This window comes from Sanguibacter suaedae, assembly GCF_016342785.1.
Taxonomy (GTDB): Bacteria; Actinomycetota; Actinomycetes; order Actinomycetales; family Cellulomonadaceae; genus Sanguibacter; species Sanguibacter suaedae.
This window is the reverse complement of record NZ_JAEINH010000001.1, coordinates 318,546-338,582: the sequence shown is the minus strand read 5'-3', so window position 1 is coordinate 338,582 and position 20,037 is coordinate 318,546. Positions and strand designations below refer to the sequence as shown.

The following is a 20,037-nucleotide window of genomic DNA, read 5'->3' as shown; positions in this document are numbered from 1 at the left end:
TCTGTAGCCCGACGGGGCGTGCCCTTGTGGACGATGCGGCGCCTCGAGCGCACTCCCTGTCCACAAGAGCACGCCCCGTGACATGGCTGGCTGCTCCGAGGCTGAGGTCCGGGGCCCGTGCTCGCCTCGTGTGTATCGTTATCGACGATGTGCCGGGGCGTGGCCCGGTCGTCGCCCGTCAGTGCTGACGGGTCCCGTCGAGGAGGACGCGATGCACACCAGCCCGACCCCTGACCCGTCGCTGAGCCACCGTCGACGCCGGGTCCCGCTGACCGTCCTCGGTACTGACGGATCGCCGCTTCCCGACACCGAGGTGACCGTCGCGCAGACGCGCCACGCGTTCGCCTTCGGCAACATCGGGTTCGACATGGTGGCGCTCGCCAACGACGAGGCGGGCGGTGGCTCTGCGTTCGGGGGTGCGGCTGCGGGGCTCGAGGAGCTCGCCGACCTGTGGCTGGGAGTGTTCGACACGGCCACGCTGCCCTTCTACTGGGGTGCGTTCGAACCTCAGCGGGGCAGGCCTGACACGGAGCGGCTGCTCCGCACGGCCAGGTGGTTCGCCGACCGCGGGGTCCGGGTCAAGGGTCATCCGCTCGTATGGCACACGGTGCAGCCGGACTGGCTCCTCGACCTGCCCCTCGACGAGGTGGAACGAGTCCAGCGTGAGCGCATCCGTCGGGACGTCGCGGACTTCGCAGGTCTGGTGGACACGTGGGACGCCATCAACGAGGTGGTGATCATGCCGGTGTTCGTCAACGGGGACAACGGCATCACGCGCCTCGCCAGGAGCGTCGGGCGCATCGCGATGATCCGGCTCGCCTTCGACGAGGCGCGCGCGGCGAACCCGCGCGCGACGTTGCTGCTCAACGACTTCGACATGTCCACGGCGTACGAGTGCCTCATCGAGGGCGTCCTCGAGGCCGGGGTCCAGATCGACGCCATCGGCCTGCAGAGCCACATGCACCAGGGGTACTGGGGTGAGGAGAGGACGCTCGAGGTCCTCGACCGCTTCTCCCGGTACGGGCTGCCGCTGCACATGACCGAGACGACGCTCCTCTCCGGCGACCTCATGCCGCCGGAGATCGACGACCTCAACGACTTCCAGCCCACGAGCTGGCCGTCGACCCCGGAGGGTGAGGCGCGACAGGCCGACGAGGTGGTGCGCCATTACCGCACCCTCGCCTCGCACCCGTCGGTGGAGTCGATCACGTACTGGGGGCTCACCGACGACGGCATGTGGCTCGGAGCGCCCGGCGGTCTGGTGCGCGCCGACGGCACCCCGAAACCGGCGTACGACGCGCTGCGCGACCTCGTGCGCGGGGAGTGGTGGAGCGGTCCGCGGGCCTCGTGCACCGACGCCGAGGGGCGCGTGGAGGTCGACGGATGGTTCGGCGACTACGTCGCGACCCTCCGCGGGCAGGACGTGCCGTTCCGCCTCGAGCCGACGAGCACCCCGATGGTCCGCCTCCCGCACTGACCGCAGACCTCCCCGGGTGCCGGGCTGCGCCGGCCCGACCTGCGGGGTCGCCACCCGGGCGCGCCCGCCGGCCCGACGGGGCGTGCTCTTGTGGACGGGGCGGGCACTCAAGCGCACGCCCCGTCCACGAACGCACGCCCCGTCGGGGTGGCGAACGAGCGGGACGCATCGACACATCGCGGTGCTTATCCGTTCAAGTCGACACTCCGGCCTGCCGATGCGACCGGTGTCACGTCACATCGTCGTCGCAGGGGGAACACCATGAGCACCGTCGTACCCACGCCCGCACCCTCATGACGAACCTCCCCGGCCTCGGCGCCGAGGAGCTCGCGTCGAGGGCGGCACGTCGTGCTGCGCGACTGCGCGAGGACCAGGCCATGGGCGCCGCGGCCGACGACGTGGTCGAGGAGCAGCTCCGCCGAGCAGTCCGGCGCCAGCGTTCCTACTCGCAGGGCGCCGAGGGTGAGCGGCTCGTCGCGCAGGTCCTCGGTCACCTCGAACGGTACGGCTGGGTCGCCCTGCACGACGTGCACTGGCCCGGCCGTCCCAAGGCGAACATCGACCACATCGCCGTCGGACCCGGCGGGGTCGTCGTCATCGACGCCAAGAACTGGACCGGCGACGTCCGGGTCACGAACGGCACGCTCCGCCAGAACGGGTACTCACGGACCAGGGAGACGACGTCCGCCAGGGACGCCGCGAATGCGGTGAGCGCCCGCCTCGCACCGGAGCACCGTTCGTCGACGCATGCCGTGCTGTGCCTCGTCGCGCAGGACGTGGCGCCCGTCGTCGTCGACGGGACGACGGTGGTGGGGCGCTCGGCGCTCGCGGCGCACCTCGTGGGCCTGCCGCCGCGTCTCACCGCGTACGACGTCGCGGACGTCGCCCGGGCGCTCGCTGCTGACCTCGCGGGCGACCGTTCCCCGGTGGTGCTCAGCACCAAGGACCTCGAGGGGCCGCCGCGGTCTGCTCGGCGAGGGGGCCGGTCACCCCGAGGACAGGGCAGCGGGGAGAAGAAGCGCTCGACCGCACGCCCCGCTCGCAGTCATGGCCGCAGGGTCCGGGTCGCGCTGGTGAAGCTCGCATTCCTCGGCGTCGTGGTGCTCGCCGCGCCGAACCTCGTCACGCTGTTCGTCGACGTCGTCACCGCGGTGGTGACCCCGGCCGTCGTCCCGACGGACCCCGCGCCCCAGCCGGAGGTCCCGCCGGCGGGCGACCCGACGCCCTGACGGCTCCTCATCATGGTCACCTTGAGTGGACCGACCTCAGCTGCCCGACCGGGCGTGCGCTTGTGGATCGAACGTGCGCTCAAGGGCCCGTCCCGTCCACGAGAGCACGCCCCGTCGGCCTCGAGAGGGGCCGGGGTAAGGGTGTGCGCCGTGCTGGGGCGGAATGCCCGCGCTCAGAAGGGAGGCTGAGGGGCAGCGGCCCGCGGGTCAGGCCGCGAGGGCGAGCTTGTGGCCTACGGCCGCGAGGAGCTCGGGGACGGGGCAGCCGCGTTGCACGGCGCACGCGAAGATGGCGATGCTCGTGGCGCGCAGGAAGTAGCCGAGGGCGCCGAGGGCGTGGGCTGGCTGGTCGCCGATGTCGTCGACGAGGGCTGCGTCGATGTGGGTGAGGCCTCGCAGGGCGAGGGCGTCGTCGAGGCGGTTGGCCATGGTGACGGCCGACGGCAGCGTCTTGGCGTAGAGGGTGTCGGTCTCGGTGCGGATCACCTGGACGGCGGTCTCGGTGGACCCGCCGTAGGCGCCGAGGGTCGCGGCGTCCTTGGCGAAGATGTGCCACATGGTGCGCGTGGACGCCAGGAGGCACACGCGTTCCTCGACTGGTAGCTCGGCGAACTCCGCGAGCAGCCCGTCGGTGGTCTCCGGGGCCAGGATGAAGCCCGTGAGCATCCCGAAGGACCTCCGGACGTGCTCACCGTCGACCACCACGTGCAGCGCCTCCGTCATGACACTCACCCCCCATCAGAACCCCATCATTACCCCAAGGGCGTGGTGGTGCTCGTCAAACGTGGGTCAGTGAAGGCGCACCGTGGGACGTATGCGGACGACCAGGACGGATGGTCTCGTGGGACGATGCGCCCATGGGTGCTGAGACCTCCGGAGGGCCCGCGACCGCCGCCCAACGCATCGAGGTGGCGGGGGTGTGCGACGCGGTCGTCCGGTGGGCGCGGACCGTCCCGTCCGTGGTCGCCGTCGGCCTCGCCGGGTCGTGGGCGCGCGACGCCGCCCGCGCGGACTCCGACGTGGACGTCGTGGTCCTTACCGACGACGTGCCCGCCTTCGTCGAGGGCGACGGGTGGGTGGTGCCCGCCCTGGGCGAGGCCGCCCCGATCGTGCGGACCCAGCAATGGGGCGTGCTCACGGAGCGGCGGGTGCGCCTCGCGTCCGGCCTCGAGGTCGAGCTCGGGTTCATCTCCCGAGTCTGGGCCGTCGAGCCGGTCGACGCAGGCACCCTGCGGGTGGTGACGGACGGCTTCCGGGTGCTGCACGACCCGCACGGGGTGCTGGCGCGCCTCGTCGCCGTGATCCTCGACGAGTCCGAGTCCGAGTCCGAGTCCGAGTCTGCCCCGCCCGGCGGCGGGTAGTCGACGGCGCCCGCTCCTCGTTCTCGTCGACTCGTCGGGCTCCACGGACTCGTCGTCCGCCGCGTCCCCGGTCGGTTACTCGTCGGGCTCCACGGACTCGTCGTCCGCCTCGCCGCCGCCGGGGCGTGCCCGGACGTGGGCGCGTTCGCCCTGCCGGCCGAAGAGGCTGAGGATCTCGACGGGCTTGTCGTCTGCGGCGCCCCACCAGTGGGGGGTGCGGGTGTCGAACTCGGCGGCCTCGCCGGGGCCGAGGACGAGGTCCTGGTCGCCGAGCACCAGGCGGAGCCGGCCGTCGAGGACGTACATCCACTCGTAGCCCTCGTGGACCTTCTGGCTGGGGGTGCTGCGGCTGGGCGGGATGATCTGCTTGTAGGCCTGCACGCCGCCGGGGCGCCGGGTCAGGGGGATGAGGACGCTCCCGTGGCGTGTCACCGGCTTCATGTGGATGCGGGGGTCGCCCGTGTCGGGCGCGCCGACGAGCTCGTCGAGGGGCACCCCGTGCGCGCGGGCGAGGGGGAGCAGCAGCTCGAGGTTGGGGCGGCGCTGCCCCGACTCCAGGCGGGACAGGGTGCTCACCGAGATGCCCGTGGTGGCCGAGAGGTCGGAGAGCGTGAGGTCGCGTCGCACGCGCAGCGCCCGCAGGCGCGGGCCGACTGCGGTGATGACGTCGTCGAGGTCGTCCATGCCTCCACGCTCCCACGGAATTGCCATAGCGGCAAGGATGCTTGCTATCGATCGCAGGGCGTCGGACAGTACTCGTGGAGGTGGTCCCCATGACCCAGAACGCACAGCACGCCCCGACGGACGGCACCGACCTGACCCGCAACGCCAACCCCGCACCCCGCAACACCCCCGAAGCTCTCGCGGCACCCGACGCGCCGGGCCGCGCCCCTACAGAGGTCGACGTCGTCGTCATCGGCGGGGGAGCAGCCGGCCTCTCGGGGGCGCTCGTCCTCGCCCGCGCCCGCCGCTCCGTCGTCGTCGTCGACGCGGGCGCACCGCGCAACGCCCCGGCCGCCGGTGTGCACGGGTTCCTCACCCGTGACGGCATGCCGCCCGCCGAGCTCGTCACCACCGGCCGCGCCGAGGTGCGCTCCTACGGGGGCCACGTCGTCGACGGCGAGGTCGTCGGCGCCAGGCGTCGCGGTGACGGGTTCGTGGTCACCCTCGCCGACGGCCGCACCTTCGGTGCCCGGCGCCTCCTCGTGGCGACAGGCCTCATCGACGGGCTCCCCGACATCCCAGGCCTGGGAGAGCGGTGGGGGCGCGACGTCATCCACTGCCCGTACTGCCACGGGTGGGAGGTCCGCGACCAGCCCGTCGGGGTCATCGCCACCGGGCCCATGGCCATGCACCAGGTGCTCCTGTTCCGGCAGTGGACCGCCGACCTCACCCTGTTCCTCAACGGCACCCTCGAACCCACCGACGACGAGTGGGAGCAGCTCGCCGCCCGCGGCATCGCCGTCGTCGACGGACCCGTCGCAGCCCTCGAGGTGGCCGACGACCAGCTCACCGGGGTGCACCTCGCGTCCGGCGCCACCATCCCCATCCGCGCGGTCGCCGTCGGCACCACGCTCCGTGCCCGCGCGAACGTCCTCGCCGAGCTCGGCCTCACGCCCGCCCCGCACCCGATGGGCGTCGGCGATCACGTCACCGCCACGCCGCAGGGCGCCACCGACGTCCCAGGCGTGTGGGTCGCCGGGAACGTCACGAACCTCGGCGGACAGGTGGTCGTCGCCGCCGCCGAAGGGCTCATGGCCGGGGCGATGATCAACGCCGACCTCGTCACCGAGGACACCCGACGTGCCGTCGAGGACCGCCGCGAGCCCTTCTCCGCGAGCGCCGAGGCGCGCGTCTCCGACCTCGTCCTCGCCGACCGCCGGCACGGGGCGTGAGCGCCATGGGACACACCGACCACGGCACGCTCGACGACCACACACCTGACGACCGCACGCACGGCACCCCGGAGGAGTTCGGCGAGGAGTTCTGGGACGAGCGCTACGCCTCGACGCGCTCCGTGTGGAGCGGCAACCCCAACCCGCACCTGGTGACCGAGACCGCGCACCTCACACCCGGCAGGGCCGTCGACGTGGGCGCCGGGGAGGGGGCCGACGCGATCTGGCTCGCCCAGCGGGGATGGACGGTGACGGGCGTCGATCACTCGCGGGTGGGCCTCGACAAGGCTGCCGCCCACGCCGCCCAGGCCGGGCCCGACGTCGCGGCCCGCATCCGCTGGGAGCACGCCGACGTCACCACCTGGGACCCGGGACCCGACGCGTTCGACCTCGTCACCGCGCACTTCATGCACCTGCCGAGCGTCGTCCGCGACCCCCTGTTCGAGCGCCTCGTCCGGACTGTCGCGCCCGGCGGGACCCTGCTCGTCGTCGGGCACGCGCTCGCGGACCGGAAGACGGCGCTGCGCGGGCACTTCGACCCGGACTTCTTCTGGACGGGCGCGCAGGTCCGAGCGCTCCTCGACCCTGAGCGGTGGGTCGTGGAGACGGATTCCGAGCCGGGCCGGACGGTCGTCCACGACGGCGAGGAGATGCACGTGGGAGACACGGTGGTCCGGGCGAGGCGGGTGCGCTGAGACCGGTGCGGCCCGGGATCCGTCGTCGGCGCGGGGTGCGCGACCGTCAGTGCGTGATCGTCGTCTGCTGGTAGAGGGCGAGCCGTGGCGAGTCGTCGACGAGGGTGTAGAGGCTCGTCATGAGCGCGACGAACGGCTCGCCCTCTCCCTCACGTGATGCGCTGGCACGGTAGACGAGCGCTGTGGTCCGGTCGTCCACCGGGACGAGACGTGCGTCGGTGAGCTCGTAGGAGGCCCACGGCGGGGATCCGTCGAGGGTCGCGGTGACGGTGGGCCGGTCCAGCATCGTGCCGTTCGTCAGGACCATCACGGCGTCGGCGGTCATCAGCCGGCCGTAGAAGGTGCCGCCCTCCGAGCGGCACAGGGAGTCCCAGCCGCGCCGTTCCAGGGTGAGGAGGTCGTCGAGTCCGAGAGTTGTCGTCACGGGACCAACCTACGAGCACCGAACGAGCTGCGGAAGGCCGCGAGCTGCCCTTCAGGACACCGCCCCGAGGGCAGAGGCCGCGCGGGCATCGATGAGCTCGGAGACCGGTGACACGTCGATCCCTACGGCCGAGCAGACCGGCAGAGCGTCCCGGATCCTCGTCGCGACGGCCGAGATCGTCTCGCGGACCCTCTCGTCGGTCAGGCCCCACGTGGTCGCCTCGGCGAGCAGGTGCGTCGCTGTCAGGTAGGGCAGGCGCCCTTGCCCGTCGAGGTGGTGCCCGAAGCTCTGGAACACCTTGTCCAGGAGGAACACCGGTGCGACGTCGTACAGCGGGGCCATCGAGTAGTTGGCGGCCTGGTCGATCGACAACGAGTAGTTCTTCGAGTGGGCGTCGCCGTTGCCGATGAGGAGGTTGAAGGTGACCTGGCGCAGCAGCTCACGCGCGAGGTCCGCGGGGATCACGGCCTCAGCGCCCGCTGCCCGGGCGATGGTCGCCAGGCGCCGGTCCGTCGGCGTCGTCTCGTACTTGTCGCGCGACGCGATCCCGAGGGCCTGGGTGAAGTCCTCCTGGTGCGTGCGTCGGCCGTCGTGACGGTCGAACCTCTCGACGACGAGAGCGAGGCGGCCGTCGAAGTCGCCCAGCTCGGCATGCGCAGCGGGGATGCCGACCGTCCGTGCGAGCCGGAGCGCCCAGTCCTCCCAGCGGACGAGGTCGCGCACGACGACGTCGGACGTCGGTTCGGGCTTGATGATGTGGGTCGACATGGCCCCGTCTGCCGGCCATGCCCAGCCGGTGTCGGACCTGGTCAGGAGGACCTTGGCCTGCACGCCGCCGAGAGAGGCGCTCACCACCTGTCCCGGCGGGGGTTCCAGGGTGGGAAGGCTGGCCACGATCCGATCGACGTCCTCGTCCGACTGGGGGACGAGATGCCCTTGGCCCGGTGCGCTCTCCTCCGTGGTGAGCTGGATGGCGCCGGCGCACTCACGGCCGATGTGGGAGAGGAGCCCGAAGGTGTCTCCGGGCCGCAGCCGGTGCTCCCGCTCGAGTGCACCTCGGACGCTGCCCTCCGGGAGGAGGTTGTCGAGGAAACGTTCGAGGTGATCGCCCTGGACGCGCTTCTCCGTGAGCGGCAGGGAGAGGGACAACGGGCGTGCACCTTCACCGAAGGTGCCGATGAAGGCGCTGGCGTAGCGCATGCGGAGCCGGCCGTTGCGCAGTTTCTCCAGGGTGCCGACTGGTTGCCCTCGCAACCAGAGGTGCAGGGTTCCGGCCATCAGGGGGCCGCCACGGTCACGCGTGAACCCCGGGGGACGACGACCAGCTCGTAACCGCATTCCGTGAGGGCGTCGATGAGTGTGTCGGTGGCGGTGGGCAGTCCTCGTTCCATCCGGGAGATGGTGGGGCGCGATGAGTGGATCGACTCGGCGAGCTCCGTCTGGGTCCTGCCGCTCGCCGTCCGGACCGCCTGGACAGCGCTGGCCAGGCCACTGGCGCTGCGCGCGCGGAAGAAGCGGGCGCGCATCGTTTCTGATTCATCAGCCGCTGAAACCATGTGTGAATCATATACGCATCACAACTTCTCTGGTGGCAGATGAATCATATTCGATCCGAATCGCCGGGGAGGTTCGTGGAAGACTCTCCCCATGGTCTCGACGCGCCTGATCGACATGGAGGATGCGGCCGCGCTGGCACGCCTGGTCACCGAGAACCGGGACTTCCTGGCGGCGTTCGAGCCGACCCGGGACGACGCGTACTTCACGGTGGAGGGGCAGCGCGCCGACCTCGCGGGCGCGCTCGGCGCCTACGACCGTGGCCTGGGTCTCCCGCACGTCATCACCGACGACGCGGGCGCGATCATCGGGCGCATCACGTTGAGCGGGATCACGCGCGGGGCCCTGCAGTCGTGCAGCGTCGGCTACTGGGTGGCCGAGGCCGCCGGGGGACGAGGGGTGGCGACGACGGCCGTGCGGCGGATGACCGACCTGGCGTTCGACGAGCTGCGCCTGCACCGCGTCCAGGCGGAGACCCTCCTCGACAACCACCGGTCGCGGCGCGTCCTGGAGCGCAACGGGTTCGTGCGGATCGGCCTCGCCCCCCAGTACCTGAAGATCGACGGGCGGTGGCAGGACTTCCACCTCCATCAGCTGATCAACCCCCGGGGCTGAGGTTCAGCGCCCGTCGCATCTCGAGCTCGCGCCGCGTCTCGTCGAGCGGGTAGGGCGACGTGGTGCCGGTGAGGCGGTAGCCGCGCCGCGCGTAGAACGCCTGGGCCCGGTGGTTGTCCTCGTGGACGGTGAGCCGCAGCGTGCCCGACATCGTCCGGGCCCAGTCCTCGACGGCGTCGAGGAGCGCGTCCGCGACCCCGGCGTCGCGGCCACGGTGCGAGGGCGCGACGTACACGCCGTAGAGCATCGGCTCGGCATCCGGGTCCGTCTGCCGCCCGCCCATGATGCCCACCCAGCGCCCTGCGGGCTCGACGGCCACCACGAACGTCCCACCGGGGGCCGTGCCGCGGGCGCCGCGGCTGCGCCACTCCGCCTCGTCGTGGCGCAGGGCGTCGTCCAAGGTCTCGCCGTACGCCTCAGGGGTGTCGCGCAACATCTCCAGGCGCAGCGCGCGGAGCTCCTTCCAGTCGTCCGGGGTCGTCGGGCGGACCGTCACGGTCCCGGCACCATCGGGCGTGCCGTCACGTGTGGTGGCCGCGTCCTCGACGGGCGCGGGAGGGACGGTGGTCCGGGACTGGACGTGGTCTGCCATGCGCCGACGATGCCAGAGTGCGCGCCCGGGATCCAGGGCCGCGCGGGCTCCGGGCGACGGCACGGCCGTCCGATGGTGCGGGGCCCGCCGGTCTGCCACGATCGACGCGTGGACTTCTCCCGAGCGGTGGTCTCATGAGGGGCGACGGTGCGTCCGAGGTGGTCGTCGCGAGCGGCGACGCCCGGGGCGCTCTCCGGCCCATCGTCGCGGCGTGCTTCGGGGTGCAGCTGGTGTTCTTGGGGATTCGGGCGACGGACGGGGAGCCCTGGCGGGCCGCGCTCCTCGTGGTCGCGGTGGTTCTCGTCGCCGCGCTCGTGTGCGTGGACCTCGCGGACTGTCGTGCCTGGTTGGTCGTGCGTGACGACGAGCTCGAGGTGCGCCGGCGGTTCCGCGCCCCGCAGATCGTGGCCCGGGCGGACGTCGTCGCCGTCGAGGGCGACGTCGCGGGCCGCCCCACGTGGAGCGAGCACGTGGTGGTGCGGACCGACGACCGGACCCTCGACCTGCCGCGGTTCCACCGCCGACCCCCCGCCGACCTCGTGCCCCAGCTCCAGGAATGGGTGGACACGGGTAGGCGTCCGCCGCCAGGGTGAGCGCGGACCGCGGCCGCGTGGACGATCCGCCGCGTGACGGGGTCAGTCGCGCAGCTGCAGCAGGTCGCCGGGGGTGATGCCCAGCTCGCGGCACACGGCGCCGATGGTCGTCATGCGGATGGCCTTGGCGTGGTTGTTCTTGAGGATCGACAGGTTGGCCATGGTGATGCCGGTGCGCCGGGACAGCTCGGTCATGGTCATGCCGCGCTCGGTGAGGAGGTCGTCCAGGCGGCACACCACCCCCGCGTCCTCGGGCGCCGGCACCGCCTCACCGCCGGCGGCGCCGCGCGGCTCAGACAACGCCCTCGACCTCCGTCTGGAGGCGCGCCCCCTCGCGGAACGCGGCTCCCACGGCGACCACCAGGACACCGATGACGACGAGGCTCAGCGGCCACGTCCCCCCGGTGAAGGTCAGGGAGTCGTAGGCGTTGCTCCACGCGCCGTCGGGGCCGGCCTGGGTGGTGGCGAGCAGGAAGGACGCGAAGGAGTCGAGCGCTCCCTGGGCGAGGCCGCCGACGATGAGCGTGCCTCCGCCCCAGCGCACCGCCGACACGACGGTGGGCGAGAAGAAGTCGCCCTTCCCGATGCCCCGCAGGGCACGGACGGCGCAGAGGCCCGCGACGACGAGCGCCGCACCCTGGACGATGTCCGGGAGCCATGCGAGCAGGCGTACCCAGACGGCGAGGTCGCTGACCAGCACCTCGTCGGTGACGACGGCGCCGACGCGCTCGACCTGGGGGAGGTCCTCGAGGGTGAGGTGCGGCGTGGCGGTCCCGAGGGCGACCAGGTACCGCCCGCGGACGACGGACCACAACGCCGCGAGGACGACGAGCACCCCGACGACCACGAGAAGCCGCATCGTGCCGATGCCTACGCTGATCGCTGCCCTCGTCCGCCCTGCCTGAGCCTGAGCACTGCCACCACGCACGTCGTCCTCCTGTTATCGAGCTCGATATTATCGAAAACAATAAGCCATGCGTGGGGCGCTGACAAGCCGCAGCATCAGCCCTTCCGTGCCCGCAGCCCGAGGAGGCTGTCGACGACGACGAACGCGGCGAGGCTCACCCCGACCAGGGGCAGGGCGAACCCGACCCCGACGGCCACGCCAAGGACGACGGTCCGCCCCCACCAGGGCGTGTCGCGCAGCGCGCCGCGGGCGGGCGCCTTGCCCACCGCACGCCCGGCGTCGCGCGTCGGGCGGCGCTGCCACCACATGACGTACCCCTTGACGACGAGCGCCGCGATGGCGAGGGCGACGACGGTGAGCACGATCTGGTTGGTGAGCCCGAACAGCGTCCCCTGGTGCATGTCGATGCCCCACCGGGCGAGCTTGGCCACGAAGGGGTGGTCGGCGAAGTCGACGCGGTCGGTGACCTCGAGGGTGTCGCCGTCCACCGCGACCACGTCCACCTGCGTGGGGTAGGACCGCTGGATCTCCTGCACCACCCACGCCTCGCCCTCGGCGGACGGGGGCACGATCTCCACGAGCCCGGTGTCGACGGACTCGCCGCGGGCGACGTCGAGGACGGCGTCGAACGTTGCGGGGTCCGCGTCGGGGGCGTCCATGACCATGCCGTCGTGGTGCCCGGCGTGCTCTCCGCCGCCGCCCACGTCCGCGCCGTCGAGCGCGGTCGTGACCGTGGGCGCCTGCCAGGACAGCCCGGCGCGCAGGGCGCTGACGTTGGCGCCCGCGTACTGGGACCAGGTGATGCCCGTGGCGGAGAGGAACAGCGCTCCGCCGAGGACCCAGATACCCGTGGACGCGTGCCAGCCGAGCGTCCTCCGGTACCCGGTGGCGCCCTTCTCGGGCACGACGAGCCCGCGCGCCTTGCGGGTGCGACGCCAGCGCGCCGCCCACAGGCCCAGCCCGGCGAGGGACACGACACCCAGCCACGACGCGGCGAGCTCGCTGTACAGGCGCCCGGCGTCGCCGAGGTGCAGGGTGCGGTGGAGGGTGCTGATCCAGGTGCGCAGGGGCAGCGCCCCGCTGGTGCCGTAGGTGAGGAGGTCGCCGCGGATCTCCCCGGAGGCGGGGTTGACGAAGATGGTGCGCGACGAGCTCTCGCCGTCGGCGGCGTACAGGACGCGGGTGGTGTCCCCGGGGTTCGGGGCGGGGCGCACGGCGACGGGCTGCTCGGTGCCGCCGGTCGCGGCCTGCGCGGCGTCGACCTGGGCGGCGAGGCTGAGGTCGGGTCCGGACACGGGGACCCGCAGCTCGTGGGCGTACACGACCTTCTCGATCTGCGGGCTCAGGGCGTAGAGCGCCCCGCTGAGGGCGGCCACGAGGATGAACGGCCCGACGAGCACACCTGCGTAGAAGTGCAGCCGGAGCAGCAGCCGGCCCGTCTGGCCCCGGGCGGGCCGACGCGCGTCGGTGCGGGTGTCGGTGCGGTCGACGGTCGTGGTCATGGGGGTTCCGTTCGTGTGGTGCGGGCATGACGGACGACCCGGGGGCGGGTGCGCGCGGGCGGGGAGAGCGGGGGCCGGTGAGTCAGCCGGCGGCGAGGACCACCACGGGGTCGGTGGTCGGCTGCTCGGAGCCGCCCACGGGTTCGACGGTGACGGCCAGCGCGCTGCCGTCGGGGACGTCGCCCACCTGGGCGGTGACGCTGCCCCCGTCGGCGTCGAGGACACCTGCGGAGACGGGGTCCCCGTCGGCGACGACCCACAGCTGGTAGTCGCGGCGGTCGAGCTCGGGGAGGTCGTCGGCGGTGAGGACGGCTGCCCCGTCGGCGATGACGGCCACGGCCCGGCCGCCCCCGGTGACGTCGGCCTGGACGACCTGGGCGCCGGGGCGTCCGAGGACGTCGGCGATCTGGTCGGCCTGCTGCTGAGCCTGGTCGGCGCGCTGGGACTGCTGGACGGCGATCACGGTGGGGACGCCGGTGGCGACGAGGAACGCGGCGGCGACCGCGAGCCATCGTGCGCCGCCCCGCCGGGTGGTGGTGCGACGCGGAGCCACCGTCCCGGCCTGGGGTTCCGACGCGATGCGGTCGAGGACCGAGGCGCGCAGGGAGGCGGGGGGTGCGACGGCCCCGTGGACGGCGATCAGCGCCACGGTCTCCTTGAGGGCACGGGCCTCGTCGGCGAGCTGCGGGTCGTCCCGCAGGGCTCGCTCGACGGCGGCGCGTTCCACGTCGTCGACGGCGTCGAGCGCCCAGGCGCCGAGCAGGTCGCGGGTCTCGTCGCTCACCGGTCCACCCCCAGGCATTCGCGGAGGCGGTTGAGCCCGTCACGGATGCGTGACTTGACGGTGGGGAGGGCCACGCCGCGGTCCTGAGCGACCTCACGGTAGGTGAGGCCTTCGTAGTACGCGCTCATGACTGCCTCCCTCTGGAGATCGGTGAGCGAACCTAGGCATCCTTCGACCCTGTCCCGCTCCATGCTGTGCTCGACGGTCTCGGCGACGTCGTCGTGCGGTCGGACGTAGTCCTTGATGCCCGCGACCTCGTCGCGGGTGCGCTGCGCCTGGACGGAGCGGACCTTGTCCACCGCGCGGCGGTGGGCCATGGTCGCGACCCAGGCGGTGACGCTGCCCCGGGTGACGTCGAACCGGGCTGCGGTGCGCCACACCTCGACCATGACGTCCTGGGTGAGGTCCGCCGCGAGGTCCGGGTCGCGCAGCACGCGGACCGCCGTGCCGTGCACGATGGCGGCTGTCTCGTCGTACAGCTCCTCGAAGGCCTGGCGGTCGCCGTCGGCGACCCGGCCCACGAGACCGGCGAGCCGTACGGACCGCGTGTCGCGGTCCGCGGGCGCACCGGTGGTGCCCGGAGGGGGTGTGGTCATCGTGTCATTGTGCCGTGCGATGCCTGCCGGGGCGGGGCGACGGGCCGGGTGGCGGGACGGTGCGTCAGTCCCGCCACCCGTGCTGGTGGTGTCAGCCGTTCTGGACCAGGGCCGTGTTCAGGGAGTCGATGGCTCCACCGAGGGTCTGGACGTGCATGGCGAGGCCGTCGGCGATGGCGTCGGCCGGCAGCTCGCCGTCCGAGATGCCCTCGAAGAAGTCCCCGGCGACGCCGCGGTAGGAGTCGAGGTCCATGAGGGCCTGCTCCGTGGCGGCCTCGTCACCGGTGGCGACGGCGTTCGCGTACTCGACGAAGAAGCCGATGTGCTCGCGCCACAGCTCGAGGAACGCGGTGCCGTTCTCCTCGCCGGCGAGGGACCCGATGCCCTCGGACAGGGCGACGGAGTTGGCGTCGAGGACGTCGGCCGCGGCGGCGAACGCCTCGGAGTCGGTGCCACCCTCGGTGGTGTACGCCGTGAACACGGCGATCCCGGCGAGGTAGACGTGCTCCTGGAGCCCGGCCGTGAGGGTCGCGCGGAGCGTGGACGCCTCGTCGTTCGGGTCACCCTCGAGGTCGGCGGCGGCGTCGAGACCGGTCGCGATGACCGCGGCGCCCTCCCCGACGTGCGCGGCGGCCTCCTGGAGGAGCGCGTACGCGTCGGTGCTGCCGGCGGCGAACCCGTCGATAGCGGCGGTGAGGGTGCTGATGTGCATCTCGAGGTTCATGGCGATGTCCGCGGCGGGCAGCTCGCCACCGGAGACCTCCTCGAAGAACGCGCCGGCGTCCGTGGTGTACCCGGAGAGGTTGGCCAGCGCCGCGTCCTTGGCGGCGGTGTCGCCGCCCTTCTCGGCGACGGCGTAGTCGACGAAGTAGCCGACGTGCTCACGCCACAGGGCGAGGAACGCCTCCTCCTGCTCGGGGGTGGAGAGCTCGCCGACGGCCTCGGAGAGCGCCACGGTGTTCTCGTCGAGGGTCGCGGCGGCGGCCTCGAACTCGGCCGAGTCGGCACCGGTGGTGTACGCGGTGGCGACGGCCATGCCCGCGAGGTAGACGTGCTCCTGGAGGAGCGACGTCAGGCCGGAGCGCAGATCGGCGGCGGGGGAGGCGGGGTCGCCCGGGAGGTCGAGCGCCGTGGCGAACCCTCCGGCGAGCGTCGCGGCCGTCTCGGGCATGTGCTGCGCGGCGGTGCGGGCGTCGGCGAACGGGTCGCCGGTGCTCACGGGGGCCATGGACGACATGTCCATGTCCTCCATCTCGTCCATGCCGTCGGTGGTGCTCTGGGTGGTCTCCGTGGTGGTCGATGCGTCGTTCGAGTCGGTGCCGCACGCCGCCAGCCCGAACGTCAGGGCGATCGCAGCGGCGAACGCTGCGGTGGGGCGGATGATGGGAAGTGACGTCTTCATGAGGTGCTCCTCCGTCGTGCCGGTGTTTCTGCATCTGTCACGGGGAGTTCGGAGCGGACGGCCGGGCGGATGGGTGCGACTTTTTTCTTCACCCGCTTGCGTTCCTTGATGTTCATCTGACGCACCCTGGTGCCCGACTGGTGGCTTTCGCTACTTTTCAGTGGGTTCGGGGCGCCGCCGGCCGGCGCCCCGAACCGACCATCCGCAGTCATGACCAAGGGGGATCACACAGATGCGCAGTCTTCGTCGAGGAGTCGTCGTCGTCGCGGTAGCAGCGTTCCTGGGCACGGCCGTGCCCGGGGCGTCCGTCGCGGCACCGGGTGCCGTGACGGTCGCCGAGCAGGTCCGCACGGAGGTGGCCGGGCCGGTGGACCCGGCCGACCCGACCCGGCCGGGCCCGCTCACCGCCCAGGACGTCCAAGCCCTCGCCCTGCCGTCCTACCAGCAGTGGGTCGCGGACGTCACCGCGGTGACGGACCAGGCCGCGGCGTTCCTGCGCACCCGCCTGCCCGACGCGTCCGGGGCGCGGACGGCCATCGTCCTCGACATCGACAACACCGCCCTGCAGACGAGCTACCGTCCCGGGCTCACCAGCCCTGCGACGCCCGGTGTGCTCGAGCTCGCCCGCATCGCGGAGGACGCCGGCGCGGACGTGTTCTTCGTGACGGCCCGCCCGGAGATCCTCCGCGGGCAGACGGTCTACAACCTCGACCGCGCCGGCTACCCGCGCGACGGTCTGTACATGCGCGGGTGGTTCGACTTCCGCTCCGACGAGGCCCTGAAGACCGCCAACCGGCGGGCCATCGAGGCGCGCGGCTACACGATCGTCGCGAACATCGGGAACAACGTGCACGACCTGGTGGGCGGCTCCGCAGAGCGCACCTTCAAGCTGCCCGACTACGACGGCCAGCTGTCCTGACCTGACGGGGCGTCACCCCTGACCCCACCGGTCGTCCTCCTCGGGCGCACCGGCCGGGGCGGGGGTGCGCTCCTGCCCCGGCAGGGTCTGCAGGAACGGCGTGACGATGCGCCCACCGGTCCGACGTCGGCGCGCGGTCCCATCGGTGTCCGGGGCGCGGTCGACCGACGACCTGAGCCAGCGAGGACCGGTCAGCGTCCGGTCCGCTCAACGCTGGCGAGCTCAAGGTGGCGCCGCTGCTGTCACCTCGGGCTGATCCACCCAAGGCGGGAAAGACCATCCGCCCGGCAACTTCCCAACCTGCTGGCGTGCTGCCCGTATCCAGGGGGCCGTACCCACGATGAGCAGCTGGTTGAGCTCAGCCTCCTCGCGCACCCATGCGACCGTGTCGATCTGCGAGATGTCCTCCAGATGTACCCGCCGAAGGAGGGGTGCATCGACAAAGGTTGTGCCGGCTCGAAGGCTGCCGATGCTCGCGAGAGTAACAGCCCTGAGGGACAGGTGACCTGATAGGGAAGAAATTTTGAGGGAACGAGCGCCGTGGAGCGTGATCCTCTCAATCTCCTCCATCCCAGTACTTGGCAAGTCGACGTCGCCCCTGAGGCGGGTCAGTTCGAGCTCATGAAGGCGCATGCTACCCCTGATCCAACTAACATCCCCCCTTCGAGACTCAGTGTTCTTAGCCGCTCGGCGGCAGAAACCGATCTCCAATGCCGGTGGGCGCGCCCAGCGAAACTGTGCAGAGGGAGTCCCGATAGATCAGTAGGCGCCGCCGGCTGGCACCAAACCTCAAGGGTCCGTAGCGAAGATGCGCTCTCAAGTATTCTCGTGTCTGCAGAGGAACCGTTCGCCACGATCACAGCCGTTACGTCAGTAATCACTGGTTCCAGAAAGTCGAGAGTCGGCTGGCCCGGGGGAAACTCCTCGACCAGAACGCCCCTGCCCGCACTGATTGCACTGTGCAACAGGCTCTCGGAGGGCAGTCTTCCCCGCGCCACTTGGTACCGTGTTTCTCCGACTTTGCGCGTGCGCAACAGGCTCATAGTCCTCTCCAGCGCCTTGGAGTGCTCTTCATGAGACGTTGACGTCGAATGCCGATGAGATTCCTGTAATCGCCGAGGTTGCGAATTCTGCCCAGTCCATTGATCACTTTAGAGTCGAGTTCTCTGCGACCGAATGCTAGATCGTCAACTCGACGACGTTCCCTCCGAGGCTAATTATCTGAGGTGAGCAGAGAGAGTGCAAAGCCTAGGACTGCACCGGCGTCCGAACAGGGTACCGGCAAAGCTCCCCCGCCTTCTGGGCCAACGTAGCTAAGTTCCCCGTTGTCCTCGAAAGCTGGACGACGCCGTCTCCCAGGGTTACTTCTGCCAAGGCCGTTCGCCATTTGGGGGTGGGTTCCGTCCATACAATAGAAACTCCCGAGCCGCCCCCTCTTTGCGCACTAGTCGAAGTAGTTCCTGACATTGGATATCGACGTCTTTGGTCGCGATTCGCTTCATCTCAAACTTGCTCCTCTCAAGTAGCCCGATGGGGTCCTGTCTTCGTGTGAAAACGGCGGAAGGTGGTCCAAAGTCCTCCCCCAGGGGAGAGGCTCAAACAGGTCACGACCGCCCTTCGGCGTCAAGAGCAGAGGCCATGCTGATCACGATGGTGGACGTCGCAGCTCCTGAAGAGGGACTGGAGATGCCACGCCCATGTTTCAGAAATGAATCTTCGACGAGACACTTAAGCGATTCAGCATCCACGGGTTTTGAACGATGAGCAATTCCCTCGGCCCCATTCCAGTGAACGACTATGGCACGTCCGGAGGCGTCGACCATCAACTCCACTTCGTCCGTTGAGTCTTCCAGATAGGAATCAAGTTCGATTAGCGAGTGTGCCACGTAGGGGTAGAGGTCGTCGTCAAACAGAATGATGGGCCAGTTCAAGTCAAGTGCGCTGAGTGGCATGCGACTACCAGCCCCTTCGCCACGGTCGGTGATGCTTGATTCCCGGCCTTCGGTGATAATGGGCAATTTTCCAACGCGAAGCACCCGGAATCCGGTGACAGTGAAGTCCAAAGCGGCGATATCCCTTGATGTACAGGTCAGTGCCGCGCCCGCGACCTCGGCTGAAGGTGACGCCCACGTATCGGGCATTCTTCTTCCAGCGTACCGTGCGGAATAGGCAGCAGCACCCGTGGTAGCGCCCACTGCTAGGCCACGCGCAATACGTGCATCGCAAGCAATCGCGCCGGCCACTCCAGGGCCAATCCCGGCCCAGCGTCCGATCTTGCGCCAGTTCCATTTCAGTCCGTCGAGGTCGTATTGATTGATGGGGTCTTGGGGGTAAGCGTAGGCGGTGATGTTGCCGCCGGTCACGGGGTCGATGGAGGTGAACAGTCCGGTGACGGTGTGGTAGAGCCTGGCTCCCATGAGGAGCAGGCCGATGGTGTCGGTGGCGCGTTCCTTGGCTCCGAGGCACCCGTAGGCCAGGGCCCGGTAGTGGTGGAGGTCGCGCGGCGTCCAGCCGGGTCCAGCTCGTAGACCGTGCTGGTCCCGACCTGGGGCAGGGACCGGGCCGCATCGGTGTCGTAGTACCCGATCTCCAGGTTCCCGGCGCCAGCTCCCGCGGGGGTGTCCACGCCCGGAATGCTGGTCGGGCGACCCAGGGCGTCGTAGGCGTAGGTGCCGGTGGTGTAGGCCCCGGTCTGGACCTGGTCGGCGGCGGTGTAGGCCCACGCACTGGTGGTGGTGGTGGTGGAGGCGTCGTCGATGACGTCGAGACACCTGTCGGGCGTGCCGCACCGTCATAGGCGGAAGCCTGCTCGCATAGCCCAAGTGTGGTACCAACCGCGTTTACTATGCCAGGTGAGACACTCCGGCAAAGACAGCAGATACCGCAGAAAGGCCCGCTGAGACCAGGACATGAAGGGTGGCGTCGAGCTGCCGACGACGCATTTTCCGACGCCTGACCGTCAGAAAGATGGCTGCGTGGATCGCCGAGTGCGCCACTCCCGCGCAGGCCGCAAACCACAAGTATCCAGGCTCTCCTGTCAGTTCAGCCACCGCTGGCATCGCAATCAACGCTCCGAGAAATATGGACAGGCCGCCGCAGAGAAACCCACCAAAAGCAATAGGAGGTGCTTCAAGAAGTCCATTCACAACGGCTACGCCATAGGTGAGGACAGTCACCCCACCCGCAGCAACTCCCAGAAGCAGAGTGACCGTCACCGGTAGCTCCGTCCGGAGCGGATTCCGAAAGCCATGTGTCTCCCCACCCGTAGTGATGAGCGAACTGGCCGATATCTAAATGTACTTCTAAACGCAACAGGCGTAGCGGCCGCAGGGCGGGCGTGGTGCGCATTGACACTTCTGCGGCTCACAGACCGGTATAGGTGGTGATGCCGACCGACTTTGCCGAGTCTACGCAGCGCGGGTACAGCAAGACTTACGAGGTCAATCGCACTGCTTCGCAGGAACTGGCTTCGGCTCATCGGTTCCCCGGCCC

General features: G+C 70.6%; 22 protein-coding genes. 8 read left to right on the top strand and 14 right to left on the bottom strand.

Annotated features, from left to right (window positions below; translation table 11 throughout):
- The first annotated feature begins 211 nt into the window (after positions 1-211).
- Together JAV76_RS01685 and JAV76_RS01680 are read left to right on the top strand one after the other, a co-directional pair.
- The gene (locus JAV76_RS01685; RefSeq protein WP_198732274.1) at positions 212-1,477 is read left to right on the top strand and encodes an endo-1,4-beta-xylanase; all 1,266 of its coding nucleotides are present in this window, start codon (positions 212-214) and stop codon (positions 1,475-1,477) included.
- Positions 1,478-1,770: 293 nt separating this feature from the next.
- A complete protein-coding gene (locus JAV76_RS01680; RefSeq protein WP_198732273.1) occupies positions 1,771-2,706 on the top strand; it encodes a nuclease-related domain-containing protein in 936 nt (311 codons plus the stop codon).
- A gap of 207 nt (positions 2,707-2,913) precedes the next feature.
- Here the strand turns inward: JAV76_RS01680 and JAV76_RS01675 are convergent, their stop codons facing one another.
- Positions 2,914-3,429, bottom strand: a complete 516-nt coding sequence (locus JAV76_RS01675; RefSeq protein WP_198732272.1) for a hypothetical protein — start codon at positions 3,427-3,429, stop codon at positions 2,914-2,916.
- Positions 3,430-3,563: 134 nt separating this feature from the next.
- Between JAV76_RS01675 and JAV76_RS01670 the strand changes: the two genes are divergently transcribed.
- Positions 3,564-4,067 (top strand): nucleotidyltransferase domain-containing protein, encoded by a 504-nt coding sequence (locus JAV76_RS01670; protein ID WP_198732271.1) that lies wholly within the window; start codon positions 3,564-3,566, stop codon positions 4,065-4,067.
- Between the two features lie 75 nt (positions 4,068-4,142).
- Here JAV76_RS01670 and JAV76_RS01665 read toward each other — a convergent pair whose 3' ends face one another.
- Positions 4,143-4,778: a helix-turn-helix domain-containing protein gene (locus JAV76_RS01665; RefSeq protein WP_230401693.1), complete on the bottom strand. Its 636-nt coding sequence runs from the start codon at positions 4,776-4,778 to the stop codon at positions 4,143-4,145.
- A 62-nt stretch (positions 4,779-4,840) separates the two neighbouring features.
- On the opposite strand from JAV76_RS01665, the gene JAV76_RS01660 reads away from it, so the two are divergent.
- Both JAV76_RS01660 and JAV76_RS01655 read left to right on the top strand, forming a co-directional pair.
- A complete protein-coding gene (locus JAV76_RS01660) occupies positions 4,841-5,962 on the top strand; it encodes an NAD(P)/FAD-dependent oxidoreductase (RefSeq protein WP_198732270.1) in 1,122 nt (373 codons plus the stop codon).
- Positions 5,963-5,967: 5 nt separating this feature from the next.
- Positions 5,968-6,657, top strand: coding sequence for a class I SAM-dependent methyltransferase (locus JAV76_RS01655; RefSeq protein WP_198732269.1), 690 nt, complete (start codon positions 5,968-5,970; stop codon positions 6,655-6,657).
- A gap of 46 nt (positions 6,658-6,703) precedes the next feature.
- Here JAV76_RS01655 and JAV76_RS01650 read toward each other — a convergent pair whose 3' ends face one another.
- Genes JAV76_RS01650 through JAV76_RS01640 form a run of 3 tightly spaced genes read right to left on the bottom strand, consistent with a single transcriptional unit; the run spans position 6,704 to position 8,607 of the window.
- Entirely contained in the window at positions 6,704-7,081 is a 378-nt protein-coding gene (locus tag JAV76_RS01650; RefSeq protein WP_198732268.1) for a nuclear transport factor 2 family protein, read from the bottom strand.
- 51 nt (positions 7,082-7,132) lie between these two features.
- Positions 7,133-8,359, bottom strand: coding sequence for a type II toxin-antitoxin system HipA family toxin (locus JAV76_RS01645; protein WP_198732267.1), 1,227 nt, complete (start codon positions 8,357-8,359; stop codon positions 7,133-7,135).
- Positions 8,359-8,607: a helix-turn-helix transcriptional regulator gene (locus tag JAV76_RS01640; RefSeq protein ID WP_198732266.1), complete on the bottom strand. Its 249-nt coding sequence runs from the start codon at positions 8,605-8,607 to the stop codon at positions 8,359-8,361. Before JAV76_RS01640 ends, JAV76_RS01645 begins: the two co-directional genes overlap by 1 nt.
- Positions 8,608-8,728: 121 nt before the next feature.
- Here JAV76_RS01640 and JAV76_RS01635 point away from each other — a divergent pair, with 121 nt between their 5' ends.
- Complete coding sequence (locus tag JAV76_RS01635) at positions 8,729-9,250, top strand: GNAT family N-acetyltransferase (RefSeq protein ID WP_198732265.1); 522 nt, start codon at positions 8,729-8,731, stop codon at positions 9,248-9,250.
- Here the strand turns inward: JAV76_RS01635 and JAV76_RS01630 are convergent.
- A complete protein-coding gene (locus JAV76_RS01630; protein ID WP_198732264.1) occupies positions 9,234-9,842 on the bottom strand; it encodes a GNAT family N-acetyltransferase in 609 nt (202 codons plus the stop codon). The two genes, JAV76_RS01635 and JAV76_RS01630, sit on opposite strands and share 17 nt — an antisense overlap.
- A 134-nt stretch (positions 9,843-9,976) precedes the next feature.
- Here JAV76_RS01630 and JAV76_RS01625 point away from each other — a divergent pair, with 134 nt between their 5' ends.
- A complete protein-coding gene (locus JAV76_RS01625) occupies positions 9,977-10,435 on the top strand; it encodes a hypothetical protein (RefSeq protein ID WP_198732263.1) in 459 nt (152 codons plus the stop codon).
- Between the two features lie 42 nt (positions 10,436-10,477).
- Here JAV76_RS01625 and JAV76_RS01620 read toward each other — a convergent pair whose 3' ends face one another.
- From JAV76_RS01620 to JAV76_RS01595, 6 genes are all read right to left on the bottom strand, one after another.
- Positions 10,478-10,735, bottom strand: a complete 258-nt coding sequence (locus tag JAV76_RS01620; protein ID WP_230401692.1) for a helix-turn-helix domain-containing protein — start codon at positions 10,733-10,735, stop codon at positions 10,478-10,480.
- Positions 10,728-11,294, bottom strand: a complete 567-nt coding sequence (locus JAV76_RS01615; protein ID WP_198732262.1) for a DUF2975 domain-containing protein — start codon at positions 11,292-11,294, stop codon at positions 10,728-10,730. The genes JAV76_RS01620 and JAV76_RS01615 overlap by 8 nt, the downstream gene beginning before the upstream one ends.
- A gap of 143 nt (positions 11,295-11,437) precedes the next feature.
- Positions 11,438-12,844: a PepSY-associated TM helix domain-containing protein gene (locus JAV76_RS01610; RefSeq protein WP_198732261.1), complete on the bottom strand. Its 1,407-nt coding sequence runs from the start codon at positions 12,842-12,844 to the stop codon at positions 11,438-11,440.
- Between the two features lie 82 nt (positions 12,845-12,926).
- Positions 12,927-13,628, bottom strand: a complete 702-nt coding sequence (locus JAV76_RS01605) for an anti-sigma factor (protein WP_198732260.1) — start codon at positions 13,626-13,628, stop codon at positions 12,927-12,929.
- A complete protein-coding gene (gene sigK, locus JAV76_RS01600; protein WP_198732259.1) occupies positions 13,625-14,224 on the bottom strand; it encodes an ECF RNA polymerase sigma factor SigK in 600 nt (199 codons plus the stop codon). The genes JAV76_RS01605 and sigK overlap by 4 nt, the downstream gene beginning before the upstream one ends.
- 91 nt (positions 14,225-14,315) lie before the next feature.
- Entirely contained in the window at positions 14,316-15,626 is a 1,311-nt protein-coding gene (locus tag JAV76_RS01595) for a hypothetical protein (RefSeq protein WP_198732258.1), read from the bottom strand.
- 232 nt (positions 15,627-15,858) lie between these two features.
- Between JAV76_RS01595 and JAV76_RS01590 the strand changes: the two genes are divergently transcribed.
- Positions 15,859-16,545, top strand: coding sequence for an HAD family acid phosphatase (locus JAV76_RS01590; protein WP_198732257.1), 687 nt, complete (start codon positions 15,859-15,861; stop codon positions 16,543-16,545).
- A gap of 222 nt (positions 16,546-16,767) precedes the next feature.
- Here the strand turns inward: JAV76_RS01590 and JAV76_RS01585 are convergent, their stop codons facing one another.
- Positions 16,768-17,178: a hypothetical protein gene (locus JAV76_RS01585; RefSeq protein WP_198732256.1), complete on the bottom strand. Its 411-nt coding sequence runs from the start codon at positions 17,176-17,178 to the stop codon at positions 16,768-16,770.
- 971 nt (positions 17,179-18,149) lie between these two features.
- On the bottom strand, positions 18,150-19,340 hold the full coding sequence (locus JAV76_RS01580) for an RHS repeat-associated core domain-containing protein (protein ID WP_268921801.1): 1,191 nt from the start codon (positions 19,338-19,340) through the stop codon (positions 18,150-18,152).
- Between the last annotated feature and the right edge of the window lie 697 nt (positions 19,341-20,037).